Origin of the sequence: Streptomyces sp. AK010 (assembly GCF_014207295.1) — a bacterium.
GTDB lineage: Bacteria > Actinomycetota > Actinomycetes > Streptomycetales > Streptomycetaceae > Streptomyces > Streptomyces massasporeus.
In genome coordinates this window covers 121446-142030 of record NZ_JACHCX010000001.1, presented here as the reverse complement: position 1 = coordinate 142030, position 20585 = coordinate 121446, and the positions used below count along the sequence as shown (strand labels likewise).

Below are 20585 nucleotides of genomic sequence, written 5' to 3'. Positions count from 1 at the left end.
GGGGAAGAGAGGGGGATCGGGCTGATTGTGCGGGATGTCGGGGAAATGTGCGAGCTCCTTGACCTCAAGATTGCTTGAGGTTCTAGGGTCTCTTCCATGAGCATGGAGACCACGGCGTGGACACAGCTGCACAGTGTCATCAACGCCGAACAGGACCGCCGTCCCTTCGCCTTGGCGACCTTGCGCCGCATCGGCGCCTTCGCCCGCCCGCACCGGCGCCGCATCGCCCTCTTCGTCCTGCTCGGCATGGGCACCGCCCTGCTGGCCGTGGCGACACCCGTCCTGGCCGGGTGGGTCGTGGACACGATCGTGTCGGACGGCGACGAGGGCAGGGTCGTACGCCTTGCCCTGCTCATCGCGCTGATCGCGGTGGCGGAGGCGGTGCTGGGCATCCTCGGCCGGAGACTGTCGGCGACGCTCGGGGAGCATCTGATCCTCGATCTGCGGACCGCCGTCTTCGACCATGTGCAGCGCATGCCGGTCGCGTTCTTCACACGCACTCGTACGGGCGCCCTGGTCTCCCGGCTCAACAACGACGTCATCGGCGCCCAGCGCGCGTTCAGCAACACCCTCTCCGGAGTGGTCAGCAACCTCGTCACGCTGCTGCTCACGCTCGCGGTGATGCTCACGCTGTCCTGGCAGATCACCCTGCTCGCCCTGGTGCTGCTGCCGGTGTTCGTGATCCCGGCCCGGCGGATGGGCAGCCGGATGGCACGGATGCAGCGGGAGGCGGCGACGCTGAACGCCGCGATGGGCACCCGTATGACCGAGCGGTTCTCCGCCCCCGGCGCCACCCTGGTCAAACTCTTCGGCCGTCCCGAGGAGGAGTCACGGGAGTTCGCCGAACGGGCCCGCCGGGTCGCGGACATCGGGGTCCGGACGGCGACCGCCCAGGCCGCCTTCATCACCGCTCTCACCCTGGTCTCCGCCCTCGCCCTGGCCCTCGTCTACGGCCTCGGCGGCTGGTTCGCCCTGCGCGGCGCCCTGGAACCCGGCGCGGTCGTCTCGCTCGCCCTGCTCCTGACCCGGCTCTACGCGCCGTTGACGGCCCTCGCGGGGGCGCGTGTCGAGGTGATGAGCGCCCTGGTCAGCTTCGAGCGGGTCTTCGAGGTCCTCGACCTCCGGCCCCTCATCGAGGAGAAGCCGGACGCGCGCCCGGTGCCCGACGGGCCCGTGGCGGTCGAGTTCGACCGCGTCCGCTTCGGCTACCCCGCCGCCGACAAGGTCTCCCTGGCCTCCCTGGAAGAGGTCGCGTCCCTGGACAAACGGGGCGGCGACGAGGTCCTGCACGGCCTGTCCTTCCGCGCCGAACCCGGCCAGACCGTGGCACTCGTCGGCTCCTCCGGCGCGGGCAAGTCGACCATCGCCCAGCTCATGCCGCGCCTGTACGACACCGACGAGGGCGCCGTGCGCATCGGCGGCGTCGACGTCCGCGACCTCACGGCCGGGTCCCTGCGGCAGACCCTCGGCATGGTCACCCAGGACGGCCACCTCTTCCATGACACCGTCCGCGCCAACCTCCTGCTCGCCCGCCCCGAGGCCATGGAGGACGACCTGTGGGACGCCCTGCGCCGGGCCCGTCTCGACGACCTCGTGCGGTCCCTGCCCGACGGCCTCGACACCGTGGTCGGCGAACGCGGCTACCGCCTGTCCGGCGGCGAACGCCAGCGCATGACCATCGCCCGGCTGCTGCTGGCCCGCCAGCGCGTCGTCATCCTCGACGAGGCCACCGCCCACCTCGACAACACCTCCGAGGCCGCCGTCCAGGAAGCCCTCACCGAAGCACTCGAGGGCCGGACCGCCGTCGTGATCGCCCACCGCCTGTCCACCGTCCGCGCGGCCGACCAGATCCTGGTCGTCGAGGCCGGCCGGATCGTGGAGCGGGGCACGCACGAGGAACTCCTCGCGGCCGGGCAGCGGTACGCGGAGCTGTACCGCACCCAGTTCGCGGGACCGGCCGGCGGGACGCGGGGCGAGGCGGTGGAGGAGGCCGCGTGAGGCGTGAACGCCCGCCCGGACCTGTGCGTACTCCTGTCGAACACCTGCCGAGAGCCCGCACCCGGAGAGGCGACGTGTCCCAGCAGCAACCGACCACACGATCCCCCCGCCGCACACCCTCCCGCGCCCACCGGCCGCGCGCCCTCGCGGCCGCCGGCGCCCTGGTCGCCCTCCCCCTGGTCACGGCCTGCGGCGGCGGTGACGACGGCAAGGGCGCGGACGGCGGCAAGGCGGCGCCGAGCGTGACCGCCGCCCCCGCCGCCGGAGTCGTCGCACCGGCCAAGGTGGAGGTGATCGCGGGGCTGACCGGCTGCAAGGCGAAGATCCGCATCGACGCCGAAGAACTGCGCCAAGGCCTGTGCCACACCAAGAAGGCCGACTACCTCATCACCACCTTCCCCGAGGAGAAGTTCAAGAAGACCTGGCTGGAGGAGGCACGCGTCTACGGTGGCAAGTACCTCGTCGGCACGCGCTGGGTGGTCAGTGTGAAACCGGCACTGCTGGAGTCCTTCCGCGCGAAGCTCGGCGGCACGATCAGGGAGTTGCGGGGCATCGGCCCCAGGCCGGGCGGGCGGTGACAGCTCTCTTTCGATTTCGGCTGGTGGGCGTCATGATGGTGCGGCTCGGCACATGAGCCGCCCCCCTCGCGGCGGCATCGGAGATTGAGTTCGTCGTGGTCGCCACCTTTCGTCGCCACTCGCTCGCGGGCGAGATGCTGGTGCTCCAGCTCGCCATCGTGGTGGTGGTGCTGCTGGCTGTCGCCGCGGTCTCCCTCGCCCAGTCGCAGGCCACCTTCAACCGCGTCGAGGGACGCCGGGTGAGCGCGCTCGCCGAACAGCTGGCCGCCAACCCCCTGGTCCGCAGCCAGCTGGTGCGCCCCGCGCGCGACTCCGGGCCGGGGGTCGCTCCCGAGCTGGCCCGGGAGGTGTTCTCCCACGGCTTCACCACCAAGGCCGCCCGTGAGGGCGAGCGCGGCATCGGACTGGCCCTGACCAAGCTGGTCTGCGAACGCCACGGGGGAGAGAACTCGGTGGCCAACACCCCCGAAGGGGCCGTGTTCACCGCACGCATGACCGTCAGCCACCTCACCGGGACGGTGGCGGAAGGAGCGGCCCCATGACCGAGGCGAGCGACAAGGCGGGCGCGATCGACGTCCTCGTGGTCGACGACGACTTCATGGTGGCCCGGGTCCACCGCGCGTTCGTCGAACGCGTCGGGCCGTTCCGTGTCGTCGGCACGGCCCACACGGGGGAGCAGGCGGTCGAGGCGGTCGACGAGCTGTGCCCCGACCTCGTCCTGCTGGACCTGTACCTGCCCGACCTCTTCGGGCTCGATGTCATACCCCGGCTGCGCACCGCGGGCCATGACTGCGACGTCATGGTCATCAGCGCGGCGACGGAGGCCGGCACGGTACGCGGCGCGGTCCGCCGCGGGGTGGTCGACTACCTCCTCAAGCCCTTCGAGTTCGAGGACTTGCGTCTGCGCCTGGAGCGATACGCCGCCCAGCGGGGCCGGCTGCTCACGACGGTGGTCCGGGGGCAGGCGGACGTGGACCGCGTCCTGGCCGGCGCGTTCGTCCCCGCCCCGGCGCACACCCTGCCCAAGGGCATGAGCGTGGAGACCGCAGAACTCGTCGAACGGGCTCTGCGCGAGGCGGACAGCACCCTGTCCGCCACCGAATGCGCGGCTCTGACCGGCGTCTCGCGCGTCAGCGCCCGCCGCTACCTGGAGTACTTCCACGGCACGGGCAGCGCGGAGGTGGCCCTGCGCTACGGCGCCACCGGGCGGCCCGAACGCCGTTACGCCTGGCGGGCCTGAGCCGCCGGCCGCGACCCGGCGGCAGGGCCCGCCGCCTCGTGGTGGGCGTGCACGCGCCGCAGCAGGGAGGCGAGTTGCTCGCGTTCGGCCTCGCTCAGCGGCGTCGGGATGTCGTCGTCCGCGGAGGCGATATCGGCGTTGAGGTGGTCGAGGGCGCTTCTGCCTTCAGGGGTGATGCGGACGTCGACGCGGCGGCGGTCGGTGAGACTGCGGACGCACTCGACCTGCCCAAGGCCGTGAAGTCATGGCTGTTGGAGCGGTGTCCATAGGCCCTATACGTAGCCCGCTGGCATGCGGGCTGTGGTGGCACCGATCCGCTCTGAACGCCCCGGTCGCGCCTGGAGCCGCTGACTGTGCCGCCTCGTCACCCGCTGTGGTCCGGACGGGCTCCGCCTCTGGGGGGTGACCATGGCGTCGTGGAGGACACTGAGCGAGCCGACGATCATGCCGACCAGGAGCGAATCGCTCATGTCGGTTGACGGGTACCGACCGCGGATCAGGCAAGTGTTGTCGTCCGTGTTGCCGCTGTGCGCCGCCCAGTCGACGAATGAGGAATCGGGCCGATCGGAGCCGTCTGCCGTCAGGTCCTGGGCACGCCTCAGGGCAGGGCGGTCGAGCGGTCACCGCACCCGTGTCTCCCGCAGCGGAGCCTGCGCCAGCCGCCCGCCGGTCGTGCCCGGGGCGGGCAGGTGCGGGGTGTGGTTGACCAGGCGGGCGGAGTTGGCGACCACGGCGATGCTGCTGGTGTTGTGCAGCAGGGCGGCGACGACGGGGTTGAGGGAGCCGCCCGCGCCGGCGACGAGACCGGCGAGGTTCACGCCGATGGCCAGCCCGTAGTTCTGGCGTACGACCCGCAGGGTGTGGCGGCTGAGTTCGACGACGGCGGCGACCTGGCGGAGGTCGTTACCCGCGAGGGCGATGTCGGCGGTCTCCAGTGCGACGTGGGAGGAGTGCTCGCCCATGGCGATGCCGATGTCGGCGAGGGCGAGGGCAGGGGCGTCGTTGGTTCCGTCGCCGACCATGGCGACCGTGTGGCCCTCGTCCTGGAGGTCCCGGATGAGCTGGAGTTTGGCCTCGGGCAGGGCGTGGGCGTGGACCTCGGCGATGTCGAGGGCGTCGGCGACGGTCTGGGCGGTTTCCGGGGCGTCGCCGGTCAGCAGGATGACCCTCTGCACTCCGAGCTCGCGCAGTTGCCGGATGACCGGCCCCGCGGCGGTGCGTACGGCGTCGGAGACGCCGAGCATGCCGATGAGGGTGTCGTCGTGGGCGAGGCAGATGACGGTTTCGCCCTGGCGGCGCAGCTGTTCGGTCCACTCCTGGGCCACGTCCGGGAGGGGGACACCGTGCCGGCGGAGCAGGGCGGGGCTCCCGACGAGGAGGCGGGTGCCGTCGAGTTCGGCGCGCATGCCCATGCCGAGGACGACTTCGCAGGCCTGGTGGATGGGGATGTGCAGGTGCTGTTCCTCGGTGCGGGTGACGATCGCCTGCGCGAGCGGGTGGCGCGCGTGCAGCTCACCGGATGCCGCCAGGCTCAGGACCTCGTCCGCGGTGTAGCGCTCGTGCAGTGCCACGACGCTGGTGACGAGCGGACGGCCGAGCGTGAGGGTGCCGGTTTTGTCGAAGACGACGGCGGTGACCCGGCCGACGCCCTCCAGGTGGGTACCGCCCTTGATCAGGGTGCCGTGGCGGGCGCCGTTGCCGATGGCGGCGCTGATCGCGGTGGGTGTGGCGAGTCCGGCCGCGCAGGGGCAGGCGACGAGGAGCATGGTCATCGCCCGGCGGGCGTCGCGGGTCAGTACGTAGGTGCCCGCGGCGAGCGCCAGGGAGACGGGGACGAAGCGGCGGGTGAAACGGGTGGCCACCGTCTGGATGGGCGCCCGGTCGGCCTGGGCCTCCTCGACGCGGCTGATGATCCGCCCGACGGTGGTGTCGTCACCGACCGAGACCGCGCGTACGGTGAGCGAACCGGAGGTGACGACCGTACCGGCGTAGACCTCGGAACCCTCGCGCGTGTAGACGGGCAGCGCCTCGCCGGTGACGGCCGCCTGGTCGACGAGCGCTTCCCCGCCGGTCACGACACCGTCCACCGGGATCTTGTGATGCTCGTAGACCGCCACCACGTCCGCGACGGTCACGTCCTCCAGTGCCACCTCCACCTCGACGCCTTCGCGGACGACCCAGACGCATTCGTCGCCGATGCGCAGCAGCTCCTCGATGGCGCGACGCGTGCGGCGCAGTGTGACAGTCTGGAGGAACTCGCCGATGTTGAGCAACCACAGCACGGTCAGGGCGACCACGTTCTCCCGCAGCAGCAGGGAGATCACCGTCGCGGCCGTGACGAGCGTGTCGGTGCCCGGATGCTGACGGCCTGTCATGGTGCGCAGGGCACCGCGGAAGAACGGCAGGCCGCTGAAGACCGTGACGGCGCCGAGGACGCCGAGACGCCCCCCGGCCCACGCCGGCCGTCGTAGTACCAGCCGGTGCACAGCCACCACCGCGAGAACCGCACCGCCCACGACGAGCCGGGCTATCTCACCGGTGGAGGAGTCCGGAGTCGACCGGCTCCGCCTGATCACCGCGGATTCGGGTGGCGCCTCGTCCAGGGCGTCGACCAGGCGGTCGACGTCCAGGCGGTCGGGCTCGACCCAGATGATGACGCTGCCGGTGCGCGGGAAGATCCGCAGGGCGCGGAAGCCCGCCAGATCGGCGAGGCGTTCGTCGACCAGTCCGGCGCAGCCGGGCCGGGCCCGCAGCCATGGAACGGTCAGCCGCACACGCCCGGCGGCGACGGAACGGACGTGGACGCCGGGCATGATCAGTGCTCGTGGTCGTGGTCATGGTCATGGCCGCTGAGATCGACCGCGGACGGTGGCGGTGCCTCCTCACCCAGTGACTCCCGGGCCTCGGCGACCATGTCCCCGGCCTTCAGTCGCGCCTCCTCGGCCGCCGACCCCAGCCATCTGGCGGCCACGATCCCGCCGGCGATCCCGCTGACCACCCCCCGACGCGCGGCGGGCCTCACCCGGGGCGCGGCTTTGGCGGCGCCACGGATCAGGACGGCGCCGACGACACCCGATACGGCGTGGTGGGCGAGGCGGCCGAATGCGGTAGCGGCAAGAGCTGCGGGCTGCATGAGGTTTCCCTCCGTTCACAGGCCGGCCGTTCGCGAGAAGCCGTACACCTACGACAATGTGCGCCTGGGTCCCTCAGTGAGGCACCTTTTCCGGTGAGGCCCATGCGACCGGTGGAGGTGTTCCGCCTGTTCCCCGGCGTCGCGTCCGGCGGTTGCCCGCCCACCTGCAGACGACGTAGATGGTGAAGGAGACCGTCGTGACGTAAGGGCTGATGGGGATGGAGCTGCCGAGGGCGAGCAGGATGCCCCCCTCGATCGAGACCACGGCGAAGGCCACGCTGAGCAGCGGCAGGAGGACGGGGGACGCGGTGATGCGGGCGGCGGCCGCGGCGGGGGTGACGACGAGGGTGAGGACCAGCAGGGCGCCGACGACCTGCACGGACAGGGCGACCGTGAGTCCGAGGACGAGCATGAAGACGAAGGACAGTCCCCGTATCGGTACGCCGCGGGCCTCGGCGACGTCCGGGTCGGCGCTGGCGAAGGTCAGCGGGCGCCAGATGATCGCCAAGATGACCAGAACGAGTGCGGAGGTACCCAGCAGCCATGTCATCTGCGGAGTGTCGACGGCGACGATCTGACCCGTGAGGAGACCGAACTTGTTGGCTGCCCGCCCTTCGTAGAGGGCGAGGAAGAGTACCCCCAGGCCGAGACCGAAGGGCATGAGGATGCCTATCGCCGAATTGCGGTCCCGGGCGCGCGCTCCGAGCACACCGATCGTTCCGGCCGCGACCAGAGAGCCGACGATGGAGCCCGCCACGATGTTGACCCCCATCAGCAGCGCGGCCGACGCGCCCGCGAACGACAGCTCGCTGATTCCGTGCACCGCGAAGGGCAGGTCGCGCACGATGACGAAAACCCCGGCAAGGCCGCCGATCAGACCGAGCGCGGCGCCGGCGATGAGGGAGTTGCGGACCAGCACCAGCAGCTCGGTGTAGTTGTCGAAGCTGAAGATCTGCTGCCAGATCCCGTCGGTGAACGTCATGGGCGCGCTTCGTCGGTCCGGTGGGTCTCTGGGGCGGGATGACGGGACGGCGGAACCGGCTCGTCGGGGGCTCCGACGACCACGATCCGGCCGTGCACCCGGACGACGTCCACGTGGGAGCCGTAAAGCCGGGACAGCGACTCCGAGGTCAGCACATCCTCCGGTGTCCCCACCCGATGGCCGCCCCTGGCCAGGTACAGCACCCGGTCCACCAGCTCCAGCACCGGGTTGATCTCGTGGGTCACGAAGACCACCGCCGTGCCGTGGGAGCGGCGCCGGGCGTCCACGAGTGTGGTGACGGCCTGCTGGTGGTGGAGGTCGAGGGAGAGCAGCGGCTCGTCGCACAGCAGGATGCGCGGGTCGGTCGCCAGCGCCTGCCCGATGCGTACCCGCTGCCGCTCGCCGCCGGACAGCATGCCGAGGGGGATGTCGGCGTACGCCGAAGCTCCGACCGCCTCCAGGATCTCGTCCACCCGTCGGCGGACTCCGGCGGCAGGCAACCGCGGCCCGAAGCGGTGCCCGTCGATCCCGAAACGCACGAGATCGCGGGCGCGCAGCAGCGCGTGGGCGGACACGTCCGCCTGCTGGGGGATGTAGCCGATGTGCCGGCCCGCCTCACGCGCGGGCCGGCCGAGGACGGTGAGCGTTCCGGCGGACAGCTGCTGCCGGCCCAGCAGGGCCCGTACGAGGCTGGTCTTGCCAGATCCGTTCGGCCCGAGGACGGCCAGGAACTCTCCGGGCCGCACCTCCAGATCGAGGCCGTGCCAGACCACCCGCTCGCCGAAGGACACAGCGGCGCCGCGCAGACCGAGCACCGGGGAGCCGTTGGCGACACCGGTGTGGTTGTCGCTGCGGCGGGACTGCGGCAGGGAGGACACGCCCGGTCGCCTCACTTGGCCAGCGCGCTCGCGAGCGCGTCGACATTGGCCGTCATCCAGCCGAGGTAGTCCTCACCCCTGGGCAGGGTCTCCGTCACGGCTACGACGGGGATGCCGGCTGCCTTGGCCGCGCCCTCGACCTTCTCCGTCTGCGGGCCGGAGGTCTGCGCGTTGTAGACCAGCGCCTTCACCTGCTTGCCGCTGTACAGGGCCAGGGTCTCCTGGAGGACCTTCGGGGAGACGTCGTCGCCTTCCTCGATCGCCTCGCTGAACTCCTCTGGCGTCTTGTTGACCAGGCCGCTCGCCTCGGTCATGTACAGCGGCACCGGCTCGGTGATGCCGATGCCCTCACCGCCGTGCTCCTTCTTGATCTGCGCTTCCTTCGACTCCAGCCCGGTGAGCTTCGCCTTGAAGGTCTCGGCGTTCTTCCTGAAGGTCGCGGCGTTGTCCGGGTCCGCCTTGCCGAGCGCGGTGGCGATGCTGTCGGAGATCTTGGCGACGCCGGGGAAGTCGTACCAGACGTGCTCGTTGAGCTCGCCGCCCTCGGGCGCGGTCTTGCCGGAGACCTTGACAGCGTTGATCACCTCGGCGGAGGAATCACTGCTCTTCAGCATCCTGCCGACGAAGTCGTCGTAGCCTCCGCCGTTCTCGACGACGACTTTCGCCTTGGACAGGGCGAGCTGGTTTCGGGTGTCGGCCTCGTAGGAGTGCGGGTCCTGGTCGGGGTTGCTGATGATCGAAGTGACGTCGACGTGCCCGCCGCCTATCTGCTCGACGATGTCGCCGTAGACGTTCGTCGAGGCCACCACCGTGACCTTGGACGAGTCGCTCGAGTCCGCCCCGGCGCTCCCGTCACCCCCGGCGTCCGAGCTGCCGCAACCCGCCAGCAGTGCCAGGGAGGCGCCGGTTATCAGCGCCAGGCAGCGGCGGGACGGGGACGTGCGCATGAGTCCTCCAGGAGGGGAGAGAACGGGAGTATTCGTGATGGATCGGGCTAGATCGGATCAGTCGGTCAAGGCCGGTTACTTATCCACGCTAGATGGAAACGAATGTCAGAGCCACGGCTGAAACTGATCGATATGAAAATCATTGCCGAGGCTTGACGTGAGGGCGCGTGCCGAGGGGGCCGCCTCGTACCCCGGCCGATGCTGCGTTCGAGGTGCACCCTCACCGCCCCGGCCGGAAGTGACGCCGTATGGGTCCTCGACGTCACCGAGCGGACCTGGACCCGGGTCGACACCGGCCCGGTCGTCGCGGCCAGCACGGCCGGAGAAGGCCCCCCTGCTGGTCCTGCAGTCCGACGGCGCCCTGCACGGCTACGACATCACCACCGGAAAGCGGACCGCGCGGACCAAGCCGCTGCTGACCGGAGGGAAGGGGGCAGGCGCCGACGGCAGCGCCCCCGTGATCGAGGTGGACCGCAGCCGCGCCTACGTCAACGACCCCGAAGGCAAGAAGGTGTTCGAGATCGACTACAACGACGGCCTGCGCGTCGCCCGCTCCTTCGACCTGGACGTCCAGCCGGTCCTCATGGCGGAGACCGGCCGATGAGCCGGACCGAGGCGAAGCAGCGCGCGAGGGTGGGCGTCGCGCGTCTGCGCCGTCTGATCGTGGGCCTGCTCGCTCTCGTCACCGCCGCGACCGCGACGGCGTGCACCACCGACGACGACCGGCCCCGCGTCGTCGTCACGACCAACATCCTCGGCGATGTCACCCGGAAGATCGTCGGTGACCAGGCCGACGTCACCGTGCTGATGAAGCCCAACGCCCACCCGCACTCCTTCGGTCTGTCGGCGGTGCAGGCCGCCGAACTGGAACGGGCCGATCTCGTCGTCTACAACGGCCTGGGGCTGGAGGAGAACGTACTCCGGCATGTGGAGGCCGCCCGCGAGTCCGGTGTCGCCGCCTTCGCGGCCGGCGAGGCGGCCGACCCGCTCACCTTCCGCACGGCCGACGACGGCGGCCCCCGCAGTGAGGAAGGGCAACCCGATCCGCACTTCTGGACGGACCCCGACCGGGTGCGCAAGGCCACCGCGCTGATAGCCGACCAGGTCATCGAGCACGTCGACGGCGTGGACGCCGGCACGATACGCGCCAACGCCGACCGCTACGCCGAGGAACTCACCGGCCTCACCGCCTGGATGGAGAAGTCCTTCGACCGCGTTCCCGAGGACAAGCGGGCCCTGGTCACCAACCACCACGTCTTCGGCTACCTCGCCGACCGCTTCGGCCTGAGGGCGATCGGCGCGGTCATCCCCAGCGGCACCACACTGGCCTCGCCCAGCTCCTCGCCCTCGCCGCCCCGGCCTTCCGGTCGCGCCGGCGGGGGCACGCCGCTCGCCCGGACCGGCCCGGTCCGGAACGAGTGCTTCGGCAGGCAAGGTTCGCGACGAGGCGGACGTTGCCTGCCGGGGCACTGGGTCACCGTCCGAAGGGATCACCGTGGGTACCGTCGTTGCGGCCGCACAGTGCCATGTGGCCGCCGTGATGCAGCGGTGTGCTCAGCCGGACACGGGTCGCCTCGTGGCCGGTCTCCGCGTCGACGAGGTGCACCTCGCCGTGGCCGCCCCGGCTGACGGCGACCCAGTCGGAGCCCGGTGAGGCGGCCACCGCCCGGCGCTGGACGCCCTCCCAGGGGGTGCCGCCGCGACGCGGAGCGCCGTCCATGGGGGGCAGGGGGCAGCGGCGGACGCTGCCGTCGTCCAGGAGGACCAGTTCGTCGCCGTCGGGGTGGATACGCGTGAAGGCGGTGTGGCGCCGGGCGAAGGCCAGGCGGAAGACGAGTCCGGGGCCGAGTTCCGTGTGGCACGTGTGTCCTGTCTCGAGGTCGTGCCGCCACGCCTGGTTGGTCCATTCCGGCCACCGCAGCGGGTCCGGATCACCGCCGCGCAGCGTGCTCCACAGGGCCTGCCGGCGGGTGTCGAGCCGGAGGTACCAGCCCCGGGCGGGCGATCCCCAGGGGATGACCGTCTCCGCGGTGAGTGCGTCTCCCTTTCGCCGGGCCCGGTGCACCCCCTCGCCCGTGGCCGCGAACACATGGTCCGTGCGGGGATCCTGAGCGTCCCCGTGACCGTCGTCCGGCAGCGGCACAACCGCGTGAGGTGTGACCGGAGGGCAGCCGGGCGCAGCCGCGAGGAGGTCCGCGAACCGGTGCACGGCCAGCGCGCCGGGTTCGCGGTGCCGCAGCACGACCATGGGGTCCTCGCCGCCCAGCACCGTCACGCCCGGCTCGCCGACCCGCGTGCGGACCCGGGCGGCCTCCCCGGTGGCCAGGTCGACGACCGTCAGCAGGTCCGACCACGGTTCGGTGTTCCCGCCCAGGCCGGTGGTCACGGCCAGCCGGTGACCGGACGGGTCGCACGCGATGTGCTCGGCCGGCACGGCGACCGGGACCGCCCGTTCCACGAGCTCCTCCCCGAACGGATCGAGCACCAGCAGTTCACCGCGGCGGTCGTCGACACAGGCCACCCGCCCGCCCGGCAGCGCCAGGAACCCGGCGTGTTCCGAGAGATGACGGCCGGTGAGACGCCCCGCGACGGCGCCGTCCGGCACGGTCACCACATGCACGGAACCGTTCACGTGGTCGGAGACGAGCAGGACAGGAGCGGCAGCGGGCATGCGATCCTCCAGAAAGCCGGTCTGGTGAAAACGATTATCATGTATCTTCGGTGCGTTCCCAGCACTTGAGAAAAAGCGAGGGCTTCGATGCTGCGCTCACCGTCGAGAAACGTCCGCACGTGGATCACCGCATTGGTGGTGGGTTCCGTCCTGGTCGGCTGCGGCTCGTCGTCCGAAGAACCCGCGAGCGACAAGGCCAGGCCCGCCCCAAAGACCCAGGTCACCGTCGAACCCATCAAGGCGGCGACGAAGTTGACCGACACGAACGGCGCCAAGATCGCCCTGAAGAAGAAGCCGGAGCGGATCGTCTGCCTGTTCGCCCTGTGCGACGACATCCTGACCGAACTGGGCATCGTGCCGACGGCCACCAACAGCGCGCTCCTGGCCCACCCGGGCTTCCTGGGGGAGACGAAGGCCAAGGAGGTCGACGTCATCCCGGGCGGGTTCATCGCCCCCGAGGTGGAGGCCATCCTCTCCCACAAGCCCGATCTCGTCGTCGGGCTGGGGGACACCCACGGCAAGCTCGCCCCTGCGCTCAAGGGCGCCACCACGTTCTGGGCCATGCAGCCCGAGACATGGGAGGACAGCGTCGGATACCTGCGCGACGTCGCCGCGCTCACCGGACGCACCGCCGAGGGGGAGAAGGCCGAGAAGACCTTCCGGACCAAGCTCGCCGCCGCCGAGGAAGCCCCGAGCGACAAGACGGCGCTCATCATCTACGGCAGCGACGAGAACTTCGGCGTCGCGACCCCGGAGAGCGACGTGGCCGCGAGTCTGTTCCCCAAGGTAGCCGACTACCCGTGGAAATCCCGTGGTGTGGAAGGTAGTTACAGTCTCGAGGAGATCCTCGCCAAGGACGTCGACGTGCTGTTCGTCGAGACGCTGAGCTTCGGCGACGCGGACGGCAAGCTCTCGGAGAAGCTGGCCGAGAACCCCCTGTGGGGCAAGATCCCGGCGGTGAGGAACGGCGACGTCCACGAGGTGAACTCCGAGGTGTGGGCCAAGGGCCGCGGCACCCGTTCGCTGGGCATGGTCCTCGACGAGGCCACGGCCGCGCTGCGGTGAGGCCGCCCCTCTCGGCTCCCGCCGCGGTCGAGCGCGCCGCGGCGGGCGGCCCCCGGCCGGCGCGCGGCGCACGGAGGTGGCAACCCCTCCTGGTCGTCGTACTGCTGGCCGCGTCCTCGGTCTGTGCGCTCAGTCTCGGCACCCCCGGCGTTCCCCCGCACCAGCTGGTCGCCGCGGTGCTGGACGGGGACGGCACGCTCGCCGGGATCGTCGTCACCGAACTCCGCGTGCCCCGGCTGCTGCTGGCTCTCGTCGCCGGAGCCTGTCTGGGGGCGGCCGGGCTGGTGCTCCAGGAGGCGCTGCGCAATCCCCTGGCGGTGCCCGAGATGCTCGGTGTCTCGTCCGGCGCCGCTCTGGGGGTGGCCGCGCCGCTGGTCCTGAGCCTGTCGCTGCCGGCCGCCGTCGTGCCGCTGCTGGCCCTCGGCGGGGCCACGATCGGCGGCGGGCTCACGCTCCTCGTCGCAGGGCTGGGCCGCAGTCCGTCTTCGGTGCTGCTGACCGGTGCCGCGGTGGCGGCCGCCCTGCAGGCCGCGCTGCTCGTCCTGATGGTCATGGCCGACCAGCTCGACCTCCAGCTCATCTACCGGTACCTGCTCGGCTCGCTCTCGGCCCGGACGTGGGACGACGTGACGGGCCTGGGGCCGTGGCTGCTCGTAGCCGCCCCCGCACTCGTGCTGTGCGCCCCGGTGCTGTCGGTGCTGCGGCTGGGAGACGAGGACGCCGAGGCGCTGGGTGTGCGCGCGCAGCGCGCGCGGCTGGGGGCACTGGCCATCGCCGTGGTGCTGATCGCCCCGGTGACAGCCGTGTGCGGACCCGTCGCGTGGGTGGGTTTCCTCGCCCCGCACCTGGCGCGCTGGTTCGACCCCGCCGCGGGGGCGGTGCGCTGGCTTCCGTGGTCCGCCGCCTGGGGTGCCGTTGTCGTGACGGCCGCCGATGTGCCGGCCAGGCTGGCGCTGGCTCCCGTGGAGACACCGGCCGGTGCCTGGACGGCCCTGCTGGGGGTGCCGGCCGGGGTCGCGCTGATGCGGTCCGGCGGGCGCGGCCGCGGGGGCCGGGGCGCAAGGGCCGCTACGGCTGCCGTGCGCACGGCGCCGCACAGGCCGAGGAAGCCGGTATCCGGTGCGGCGGACGGAGTCCCAGGCGCGGGAGCACCGGACGACGCACATCGATACGAGTCCGGACGCGGCGGCCCCGGCGGTGCCTGCCCGCCATCTTCCAGGACTTCCGCAAGTGAACCTTCCAGGACTGCCGGAACGGAGGACGTAAGGTGACCCGGCGCTTCACGGTGCTCGCGGCCCTGGCCATCGTGTGCGCCGGTGTGGAACTGGTGGCCGGGCGCGGCATGTCCCCGGGCACGGCCTGGGACGTCCTGGGCGGCGGCGGTGACGCGACGGAGCGCCACATCCTCTTCGAACTGCGCCTGCCCAGGCTTCTGGTCTCGCTCGGTGCGGGCGCGTGCCTGGCCGTGGCGGGACTGGTCCTGCAGTCCGCGCTGCGCAATCCCCTGGCCGGGCCGGAGGTGACGGGCGTGACCCCGGGGGCGGTGCTCGGCGCCGTCACCGCGACCGCGCTGGGACTCGCCGGGTGGGACTCGCCCCTGGCCGTGGTCCTCGCCGCGTGCGCGGGCGGGTGCGCGGGAGCGGCACTGCTGTGGCTGCTCGCCGGCCGCGGGCGCGGTGACCCCGCGCAGACCGCCGTGCACGGGGTGCTGGTGTCGGCGGTGCTCGGCGGACTCACCGCCATGGTGTTGCTCGTGGAGCCCGGCGAACTCGGCAGCGTCGTCCAGTGGCTGGTGGGCACGACAGAGGGCCGGGTGTGGCAGCACTGGCACCTGCTGTGGCCGTGGGCGCTCCTCTGGGGGACTGCCGCCTGGCTGCTGGCGGGGCCGTTGACCCTGCTGCGTTGCGGGGACGACATCGCCCTGGCCGTCGGGCTCTCGGCTCGCCCGGCCCGGACCCTGGCCCTGCTGTGCGCGGTGGCGCTGACGGCGGGCGCGGTGGCCGCCGTCGGGGCGCTGGGCTTCGTCGGCCTGCTCGTTCCGCACCTGGCCGTGGCCGTCTTCGGTGCGGACCTGCGGGTGAGCCTGCCCGGCGCGGCCCTGGTGGGGGCGGTGGTGGTGTCCGGGGCGGACGCGACGGCGCAGCTGTCCTCGCGGCTGCTGGCGGGGGCGCTGGACTCCGGACGGCTCACGCTGCCGGTCGGAGCGCTCACCGCCTGCCTCGGCGCCGCCCTGCTGCTGGTCGTCGTGCGCCGCACGCCGAGCCGTACGTTCTGACGTCGAATCGAGGACAGAGCATGACCGAGTCCGTGGGGATCTACGTCGAGGGGGTCCACTTCGGCTACCCCGGACGACCTGTACTGCGGGGCGTCGACCTGACCGTCCGCCCGGGCGAACTGACCGCCCTCATCGGGCTGAACGGCTGCGGCAAGTCGACCCTGCTGCGGCTGGCCGCCGGGCTGCTGCAACCCGACGTGGGGCGCGTTCGGCTCGGCGGGGACGACCTCGCCCGGCTGTCCCGTCGCGCCACAGCCCGGCGGGTGGCCCTGCTGCACCAATCAGCACCGGGCATACCGGGGATGACGGTGCGTCATCTCGTGCGGCAGGGGCGGTATGCGACGCGCGGGCCGCTGGGCATGCTGCGCGAAGGCGACGACCCCGTCGTGGACCGGGCACTGCGTGACGTCGGGGTGGAGGAGTGGGCCGACCGTGACGTCGACGCGCTGTCCGGAGGCGAACGGCAGCGGGTGCGGCTGGCGATGGCGCTCGCCCAGGACACCCGCGTCCTGCTGCTCGACGAGCCGACCACCTACCTGGATCTGCACCACCAGCTCGACGTGCTGCAGACGGTGGTCCGCCTGCGCGAGGAACGCGGGCTCACCGTGGTGATGGTGCTGCACGACCTGGCCCACGCGGCGCGGTTCGCCGAGCGGATCGTCGCCCTGCGCGAGGGGCGTGTGGTGGCCGACGGGACACCGGGTGAGGTGGTGACCCCGGGATTGCTGGCGGAGGTGCTGAAGGTGGCGGGACGGGTCGGCCGGGACCCCGAGGGAGGCTGGCCGGTGTGTTACCCAGATCACCCTCTCTCAAGTCTAGAATATGAAAACCAGATTCATTAACGTGGGTCACGGCGCTCACCCGAACGCCGCAACTCCCGTACGTATAAGGAGAGTTCATGGACAACGAGCAGATCTTCACCCCGATCGCCGACCAGGGACAGCTGGCCCACGCCTCGGCCTCCCACTCCAACGCGCTCGTCGAGAACCCCTTCGACGACAACGAGGAGTAAGCGAGGGGCCAACCACCCTCGACCGTGGGCCCGCCCGTTTGCCTTCCGGGCGGGCCCACGCCCATCCCTCACCTTTCGTCAGGAGGAACACCGTGTCCCGCAGCCGACTCGTCCCCGGTGTCGAGGTCGTCGCCGTGCCCGGGCGGGGGCTCGCCGTCCGGACCCAGGAAGGGGAGTTCCTCAGCGTCAGGACGGGGAGTGCCGAAGAGGACGTTCTGCTCTCCCGGCTCACCGGCGGGACGACGGACCCGGAGGGCGAGGAACTCGCGCGTGTGGTCCGGGCGTTCGAGGCGGCTGGCTACCTGGCGGAAGGGCCGCAAGACGCGCAGTGGCCCGCCGCTCGCCGGGACATCCGGGTCCTCGGTGACCCGGTACTGACGGAACCGCTCGCCGCACAGCTGGCCGCCCTGGGCGCCCGGCCTCGCACGGCCGGGGCCGCCACCGCCTCGGGCGGATCACCGGTGGGCGTCGAGGACCTGCTCGACTCAGACCCCTCCGCGGTCGTGTGGTGTCTCGACGGGCCCGTCCCGGACGGTCTGTGGGACGCCGCCGACACCTTGCCCGGCCACGGCGTCGCGTGGCTGCGCTGCCACCGCGAGGGCTGGCAGGCGTACGTCGAGCCGCTGGCGGCCGCTCCCGGAGACGTCACCTCGGCCCACGTCCGCTCCCGACGGCTCGCCGCCACCCCCGCCCACCGCGAACTGGCCGCGTACTGGAGCGGGCCCCGCACCACCGGCGCGCCGGCCCGGCTCACCCCACCCGCCGCCACGCTGCTCGCGGCGCTGCTCGCGGACGACCTCGCGCGGTGGGCCACCGGCGTTCCCGACACGGCCGGCCTCCCGGCACGCCGTCGGCTCCGCCACCTGGACCTGCGCACGCTGACTGTCACCGAGCACCCCGTCCTCCCGGTGCCCGTCGTCGCACCGAGGCCGAGGAAGGACATATGACGGCGTTCAGCGCGGCGGTGGAGGACCTCGCCACCGACGTAAGCCTTCCGGACGGTGACGGCCCTTTCCCCGCCGTCCTGATCCGCACCCCCTACGACCGGACCCGGCACGGCGCCGAGGCGCGAGGCTGGGCCCGCCGGGGATTCGCCGCCGTCGTCCAGGACGTGCGGGGCCGCTTCGCGTCACCGGGGCAGTGGCACCCGTACACGCACGAAGCCGCCGACGGAGCGGCGGCCGCGCGCTGGATCCGGCGGCAGCCGTGGAGCGACGGGCGACTGGTGGCCGCCGGCGCCTCCTATGCCGCCCACTGCGCCCTTGTCCTTGCCCTCGACGCGCCCGAGGACGCCCGGCCCGACGCCGTCATCGCGGCCGTGCCCGCACTCGGGCTCGCGGACACGGCGCGCGAGGCGTCGGGCCCGGAGCGACTGCTGTCCCGCGCCGGATGGTGGGCCGCCCACGGTGACCGGCCGGACTCCGACGAGAGCGCCCTGGGGAAGGCACTCGCCGTGGACCCCGGTCTCCTCTCCCACCTGCCGGTGTCCGCTCTCCCGGAGCGGCTCGGCCGGAGTCTGCCCTCCTGGGAGGGGCTGTGGCACCATCACGATCGCGGTCGCCTCGTGGCGCGGGCCGCCCACGCCGGGCAGCCCCTGCTCGCGGTGGGCGGCCACCACGACCACTTCACCGCCGAGACGGTCGCGCTGTGGCACGCCTGGGGTGGTTCCTCGGCGCGCCTGCTGCTCGGTCCGTGGGGGCACGGCCTGGTCGGCGCGCCCGGCCCGGACGCGGGACCCGCGCATCGGCTGAACCTCGGCGAGCTGTACGTGCGGTGGGCACGCCGGGCCCTGACCGGCGAACTCGCCCCCGGCCGCCACGGCGCACTGGCGCTCGGGTGCGCGGACCTGTGGCTGCCCGCCGGCGCCGAGGGCGCACCGCGCACCCTGCGCACACGCCTGGTGCACGGCTCTGCCTTCACCGCCGACCCCGACCGCCCGGTCCGCTCCGACGACCTGACCCTCCCCACCGACGGTGCGCCCGACCGCTGCCTGCTGGTCACCGCGCCGCTGCCGCGCCCGCTCGACGTGGTCGGACCCGCGCGGGTCCGGCTGCGGGCCACCGCCGACACGCCGTCCGCCGACTGGGCGGTCCGGCTCGTCGCCCTCGCACCGGTGGGCACCGCCGAGCATCTCGCCGTCGGCGTCCTGCGGCGCGAGGAACCTGCGGGAACGGCAACCGAGTTCACCGTCGAGCTCGGCCGGCTCGCGCGCCGGCTTCGGGCCGGTTCCCGGTTGCGCCTGGAGATCGCCGGGCACCACTTCCCGGCCCACGCCCGCAATCCCCACAGCGGCGACGACCCGGTGACGGCCGGCCGGCTGCTCGTCTCCCGGCGCGAAGTCGACCCGGCCGGGGCGGCGCTCACGCTGCCCGTGCTTCCGTCCCGCCCCACCCCCATCGACCCCGCCGAGGAGATCCTGCGATGACGGCGCTGCCCATGGAAGCACTCGTCGACCCCGTCTGCGGCATCGTCCGCAAGGTCGAACCCGTCGAGCACCCCGCGGGTGCCCCACCCCGGTACACCGCGCTCACGGCCGAGATATCCGACGCCCGCAGACACGGGTTGTGGCCCGCCGACCGGGTCTCCCTCGGCACCACCTTCGGCGACCCGGCAGAGGCCCGTGTCGCCGCCATAGCCGAAGGGGTGGAACGCTACTGCGGCAACCGTGTGCCGCCGCCCGGCCACCCCGACGCCCCCGTGCGGGCCACCGCCACCGAACTCACCGACAAGGGGTTGCGGCTCTACGGTCCGCAGGACCTGCCCGCCTACGCCGACTGGCAGTACGCCCGCGAGAAGTTCCCGTACCGCCCCCTCACCGCCGACACTCCGGCCCTGTGGACCCGCGGCAGCGAGCGACTGCCCGACGGGACGGCCGTCGAGGTCTGGGCACCCGTCTCGCTCACCCACCTCAACTGGCGCCAGGGCGACCTGCGCGAGCTGCCGCGCACCCACCACCTCAACTACGCCGGGATCGCCACCGGGCAGGGCTTCGAGGACGCCGTCGAACGCGGCCTGCTGGAGATCGTCGAACGCGACGCCCTGGAACTGTGGTGGCACCTGGACGGCCCGGCCCGCGGCATCGACCCGGCGAGCGTGCCCGGACTCGCCGACGACCTGGCCGGCTCCGCGTTCGACGTCCACATCGTCGAGATGCACTCGGAGTTCGCGCCCTGTATGGCCGCGCTCGTCCACGACCCGCGCCTCGGCCTGTACGCCGCGGGCTTCGCCTGCAAGTACGACCCGGCCGAAGCCGCCCGCAAGGCCGTCCTGGAAGCCGTGCACACCTGGGTCTTCACCCAGGGCCTGACGGACGCCGGCGGCTGGGTGTTCCAGGCCGTCGAGGCCGGGCTGCTGGCCCGCGGGCTGTACCTGGACCACCGGGCCGACGGCCGCTATCTCGACGCGTGCGGCGAGCAGTTCGAGCATGTGCGGGACCTGGGCGCGCACGTGCAGGTGTGGCTGGACGAGCGGATGGCGGCCGAGGCCCGGCGGTTCACCGCACCGGCCCTCAAAACCGTCTCCGTCGACGCGGTCGAGCCCGGAAGCCGGGACCGGCTGGACAACGCGCTGCGCGCCGGCGGCCACCGTGTCATGACCTTCGACCTCACCACCGAGGACGTGGCCGAGACGCCACTGCGCGTCGCCAGGGTCCTGGTCTCCGGGCTCCTGCCCAACGCTCCCGCGGCCTTCGGCTATTTCGGTTGCCCGCGCCTCGCCGAGACCGCCGTCGCCCGCGGCTGGCGTGCCGAACCGCCGTACGCGCCGGGGGACTTCACCCTGGCGCCCCCGCCGCACATGTGAGGGCC

The 20585-nt window shown here is 72.4% G+C and carries 19 protein-coding genes and 1 pseudogene; 15 read left to right on the top strand and 5 right to left on the bottom strand.

The annotated features are described in order from the left end of the window. The first annotated feature begins 102 nt into the window (after positions 1 to 102). From HDC93_RS00675 to HDC93_RS00650, 5 genes are all read left to right on the top strand, one after another. Positions 103 to 1998: an ABC transporter ATP-binding protein gene (locus HDC93_RS00675; protein ID WP_185006893.1), complete on the top strand. Its 1896-nt coding sequence runs from the start codon at positions 103 to 105 to the stop codon at positions 1996 to 1998. A gap of 74 nt (positions 1999 to 2072) precedes the next feature. Further along, positions 2073 to 2576, top strand: a complete 504-nt coding sequence (locus tag HDC93_RS00670; protein ID WP_185006113.1) for a hypothetical protein — start codon at positions 2073 to 2075, stop codon at positions 2574 to 2576. A 134-nt stretch (positions 2577 to 2710) separates the two neighbouring features. Beyond that, positions 2711 to 3118, top strand: a complete 408-nt coding sequence (locus tag HDC93_RS37990; RefSeq protein WP_260419366.1) for an ATP-binding protein — start codon at positions 2711 to 2713, stop codon at positions 3116 to 3118. Continuing rightward, positions 3115 to 3816 (top strand): response regulator, encoded by a 702-nt coding sequence (locus HDC93_RS00655; protein ID WP_185006111.1) that lies wholly within the window; start codon positions 3115 to 3117, stop codon positions 3814 to 3816. The genes HDC93_RS37990 and HDC93_RS00655 overlap by 4 nt, the downstream gene beginning before the upstream one ends. A gap of 74 nt (positions 3817 to 3890) precedes the next feature. Beyond that, complete coding sequence (locus tag HDC93_RS00650) at positions 3891 to 4085, top strand: hypothetical protein (protein ID WP_185006109.1); 195 nt, start codon at positions 3891 to 3893, stop codon at positions 4083 to 4085. A gap of 351 nt (positions 4086 to 4436) precedes the next feature. Here HDC93_RS00650 and HDC93_RS00645 read toward each other — a convergent pair whose 3' ends face one another. From HDC93_RS00645 to HDC93_RS00625, 5 genes are all read right to left on the bottom strand, one after another. After that, entirely contained in the window at positions 4437 to 6629 is a 2193-nt protein-coding gene (locus tag HDC93_RS00645) for a cation-translocating P-type ATPase (RefSeq protein ID WP_185006107.1), read from the bottom strand. Between the two features lie 2 nt (positions 6630 to 6631). Next, positions 6632 to 6949 carry a DUF1490 family protein gene (locus HDC93_RS00640; protein WP_185006105.1) on the bottom strand — a complete coding sequence of 106 codons (318 nt, stop codon included), beginning with the start codon at positions 6947 to 6949 and terminating at the stop codon, positions 6632 to 6634. Between the two features lie 73 nt (positions 6950 to 7022). Then, positions 7023 to 7931, bottom strand: coding sequence for a metal ABC transporter permease (locus tag HDC93_RS00635; protein ID WP_185006103.1), 909 nt, complete (start codon positions 7929 to 7931; stop codon positions 7023 to 7025). Further along, positions 7928 to 8800, bottom strand: a complete 873-nt coding sequence (locus tag HDC93_RS00630; RefSeq protein ID WP_221516138.1) for a metal ABC transporter ATP-binding protein — start codon at positions 8798 to 8800, stop codon at positions 7928 to 7930. Before HDC93_RS00630 ends, HDC93_RS00635 begins: the two co-directional genes overlap by 4 nt. A gap of 20 nt (positions 8801 to 8820) precedes the next feature. After that, a complete protein-coding gene (locus HDC93_RS00625) occupies positions 8821 to 9756 on the bottom strand; it encodes a metal ABC transporter solute-binding protein, Zn/Mn family (protein WP_185006101.1) in 936 nt (311 codons plus the stop codon). A 216-nt stretch (positions 9757 to 9972) separates the two neighbouring features. Between HDC93_RS00625 and HDC93_RS00620 the strand changes: the two are divergent. From HDC93_RS00620 to HDC93_RS00575, 10 genes and pseudogenes are all read left to right on the top strand, one after another. Next, positions 9973 to 10360, top strand: a pseudogene (locus HDC93_RS00620) (hypothetical protein); the annotation flags it as partial. After that, entirely contained in the window at positions 10357 to 11385 is a 1029-nt protein-coding gene (locus HDC93_RS00615) for a metal ABC transporter substrate-binding protein (protein WP_260419339.1), read from the top strand. The pseudogene HDC93_RS00620 and the gene HDC93_RS00615, both read left to right, overlap by 4 nt. Positions 11386 to 12514: 1129 nt before the next feature. Continuing rightward, positions 12515 to 13492, top strand: coding sequence for an ABC transporter substrate-binding protein (locus HDC93_RS00605; protein ID WP_185006098.1), 978 nt, complete (start codon positions 12515 to 12517; stop codon positions 13490 to 13492). Positions 13493 to 13596: 104 nt separating this feature from the next. Next, a complete protein-coding gene (locus HDC93_RS00600) occupies positions 13597 to 14763 on the top strand; it encodes an iron ABC transporter permease (protein ID WP_185006889.1) in 1167 nt (388 codons plus the stop codon). Beyond that, positions 14760 to 15767, top strand: coding sequence for an iron ABC transporter permease (locus tag HDC93_RS00595; RefSeq protein ID WP_185006096.1), 1008 nt, complete (start codon positions 14760 to 14762; stop codon positions 15765 to 15767). Before HDC93_RS00600 ends, HDC93_RS00595 begins: the two co-directional genes overlap by 4 nt. Positions 15768 to 15787: 20 nt before the next feature. Continuing rightward, a complete protein-coding gene (locus HDC93_RS00590; protein ID WP_185006094.1) occupies positions 15788 to 16609 on the top strand; it encodes an ABC transporter ATP-binding protein in 822 nt (273 codons plus the stop codon). Positions 16610 to 16665: 56 nt separating this feature from the next. Continuing rightward, the gene (amiA, locus tag HDC93_RS37980) at positions 16666 to 16779 is read left to right on the top strand and encodes a streptamidine family RiPP (protein WP_240797855.1); all 114 of its coding nucleotides are present in this window, start codon (positions 16666 to 16668) and stop codon (positions 16777 to 16779) included. Positions 16780 to 16871: 92 nt separating this feature from the next. Beyond that, positions 16872 to 17726: a hypothetical protein gene (locus HDC93_RS00585; protein ID WP_185006092.1), complete on the top strand. Its 855-nt coding sequence runs from the start codon at positions 16872 to 16874 to the stop codon at positions 17724 to 17726. Beyond that, positions 17723 to 19204, top strand: coding sequence for a CocE/NonD family hydrolase (locus HDC93_RS00580; RefSeq protein WP_185006090.1), 1482 nt, complete (start codon positions 17723 to 17725; stop codon positions 19202 to 19204). Before HDC93_RS00585 ends, HDC93_RS00580 begins: the two co-directional genes overlap by 4 nt. Continuing rightward, positions 19201 to 20580, top strand: coding sequence for a YcaO-like family protein (locus HDC93_RS00575; RefSeq protein ID WP_185006088.1), 1380 nt, complete (start codon positions 19201 to 19203; stop codon positions 20578 to 20580). The genes HDC93_RS00580 and HDC93_RS00575 overlap by 4 nt, the downstream gene beginning before the upstream one ends. Positions 20581 to 20585 lie beyond the last annotated feature (5 nt).

Bases quoted from the DNA above. Each gene is read 5' to 3' on its own strand.
- HDC93_RS00675 (WP_185006893.1), top strand. From the start codon at position 103: ATGGAGACCACGGCGTGGACACAGCTGCACAGTGTCATCAACGCCGAA.
- HDC93_RS37990 (WP_260419366.1), top strand. From the start codon at position 2,711: ATGCTGGTGCTCCAGCTCGCCATCGTGGTGGTGGTGCTGCTGGCTGTC.
- HDC93_RS00655 (WP_185006111.1), top strand. From the start codon at position 3,115: ATGACCGAGGCGAGCGACAAGGCGGGCGCGATCGACGTCCTCGTGGTC.
- HDC93_RS00645 (WP_185006107.1), bottom strand. From the start codon at position 6,629: ATGCCCGGCGTCCACGTCCGTTCCGTCGCCGCCGGGCGTGTGCGGCTG.
- HDC93_RS00640 (WP_185006105.1), bottom strand. From the start codon at position 6,949: ATGCAGCCCGCAGCTCTTGCCGCTACCGCATTCGGCCGCCTCGCCCAC.
- HDC93_RS00635 (WP_185006103.1), bottom strand. From the start codon at position 7,931: ATGACGTTCACCGACGGGATCTGGCAGCAGATCTTCAGCTTCGACAAC.
- HDC93_RS00625 (WP_185006101.1), bottom strand. From the start codon at position 9,756: ATGCGCACGTCCCCGTCCCGCCGCTGCCTGGCGCTGATAACCGGCGCC.
- HDC93_RS00615 (WP_260419339.1), top strand. From the start codon at position 10,357: ATGAGCCGGACCGAGGCGAAGCAGCGCGCGAGGGTGGGCGTCGCGCGT.
- HDC93_RS00605 (WP_185006098.1), top strand. From the start codon at position 12,515: ATGCTGCGCTCACCGTCGAGAAACGTCCGCACGTGGATCACCGCATTG.
- HDC93_RS00590 (WP_185006094.1), top strand. From the start codon at position 15,788: ATGACCGAGTCCGTGGGGATCTACGTCGAGGGGGTCCACTTCGGCTAC.
- amiA (WP_240797855.1), top strand. From the start codon at position 16,666: ATGGACAACGAGCAGATCTTCACCCCGATCGCCGACCAGGGACAGCTG.
- HDC93_RS00580 (WP_185006090.1), top strand. From the start codon at position 17,723: ATGACGGCGTTCAGCGCGGCGGTGGAGGACCTCGCCACCGACGTAAGC.
- HDC93_RS00575 (WP_185006088.1), top strand. From the start codon at position 19,201: ATGACGGCGCTGCCCATGGAAGCACTCGTCGACCCCGTCTGCGGCATC.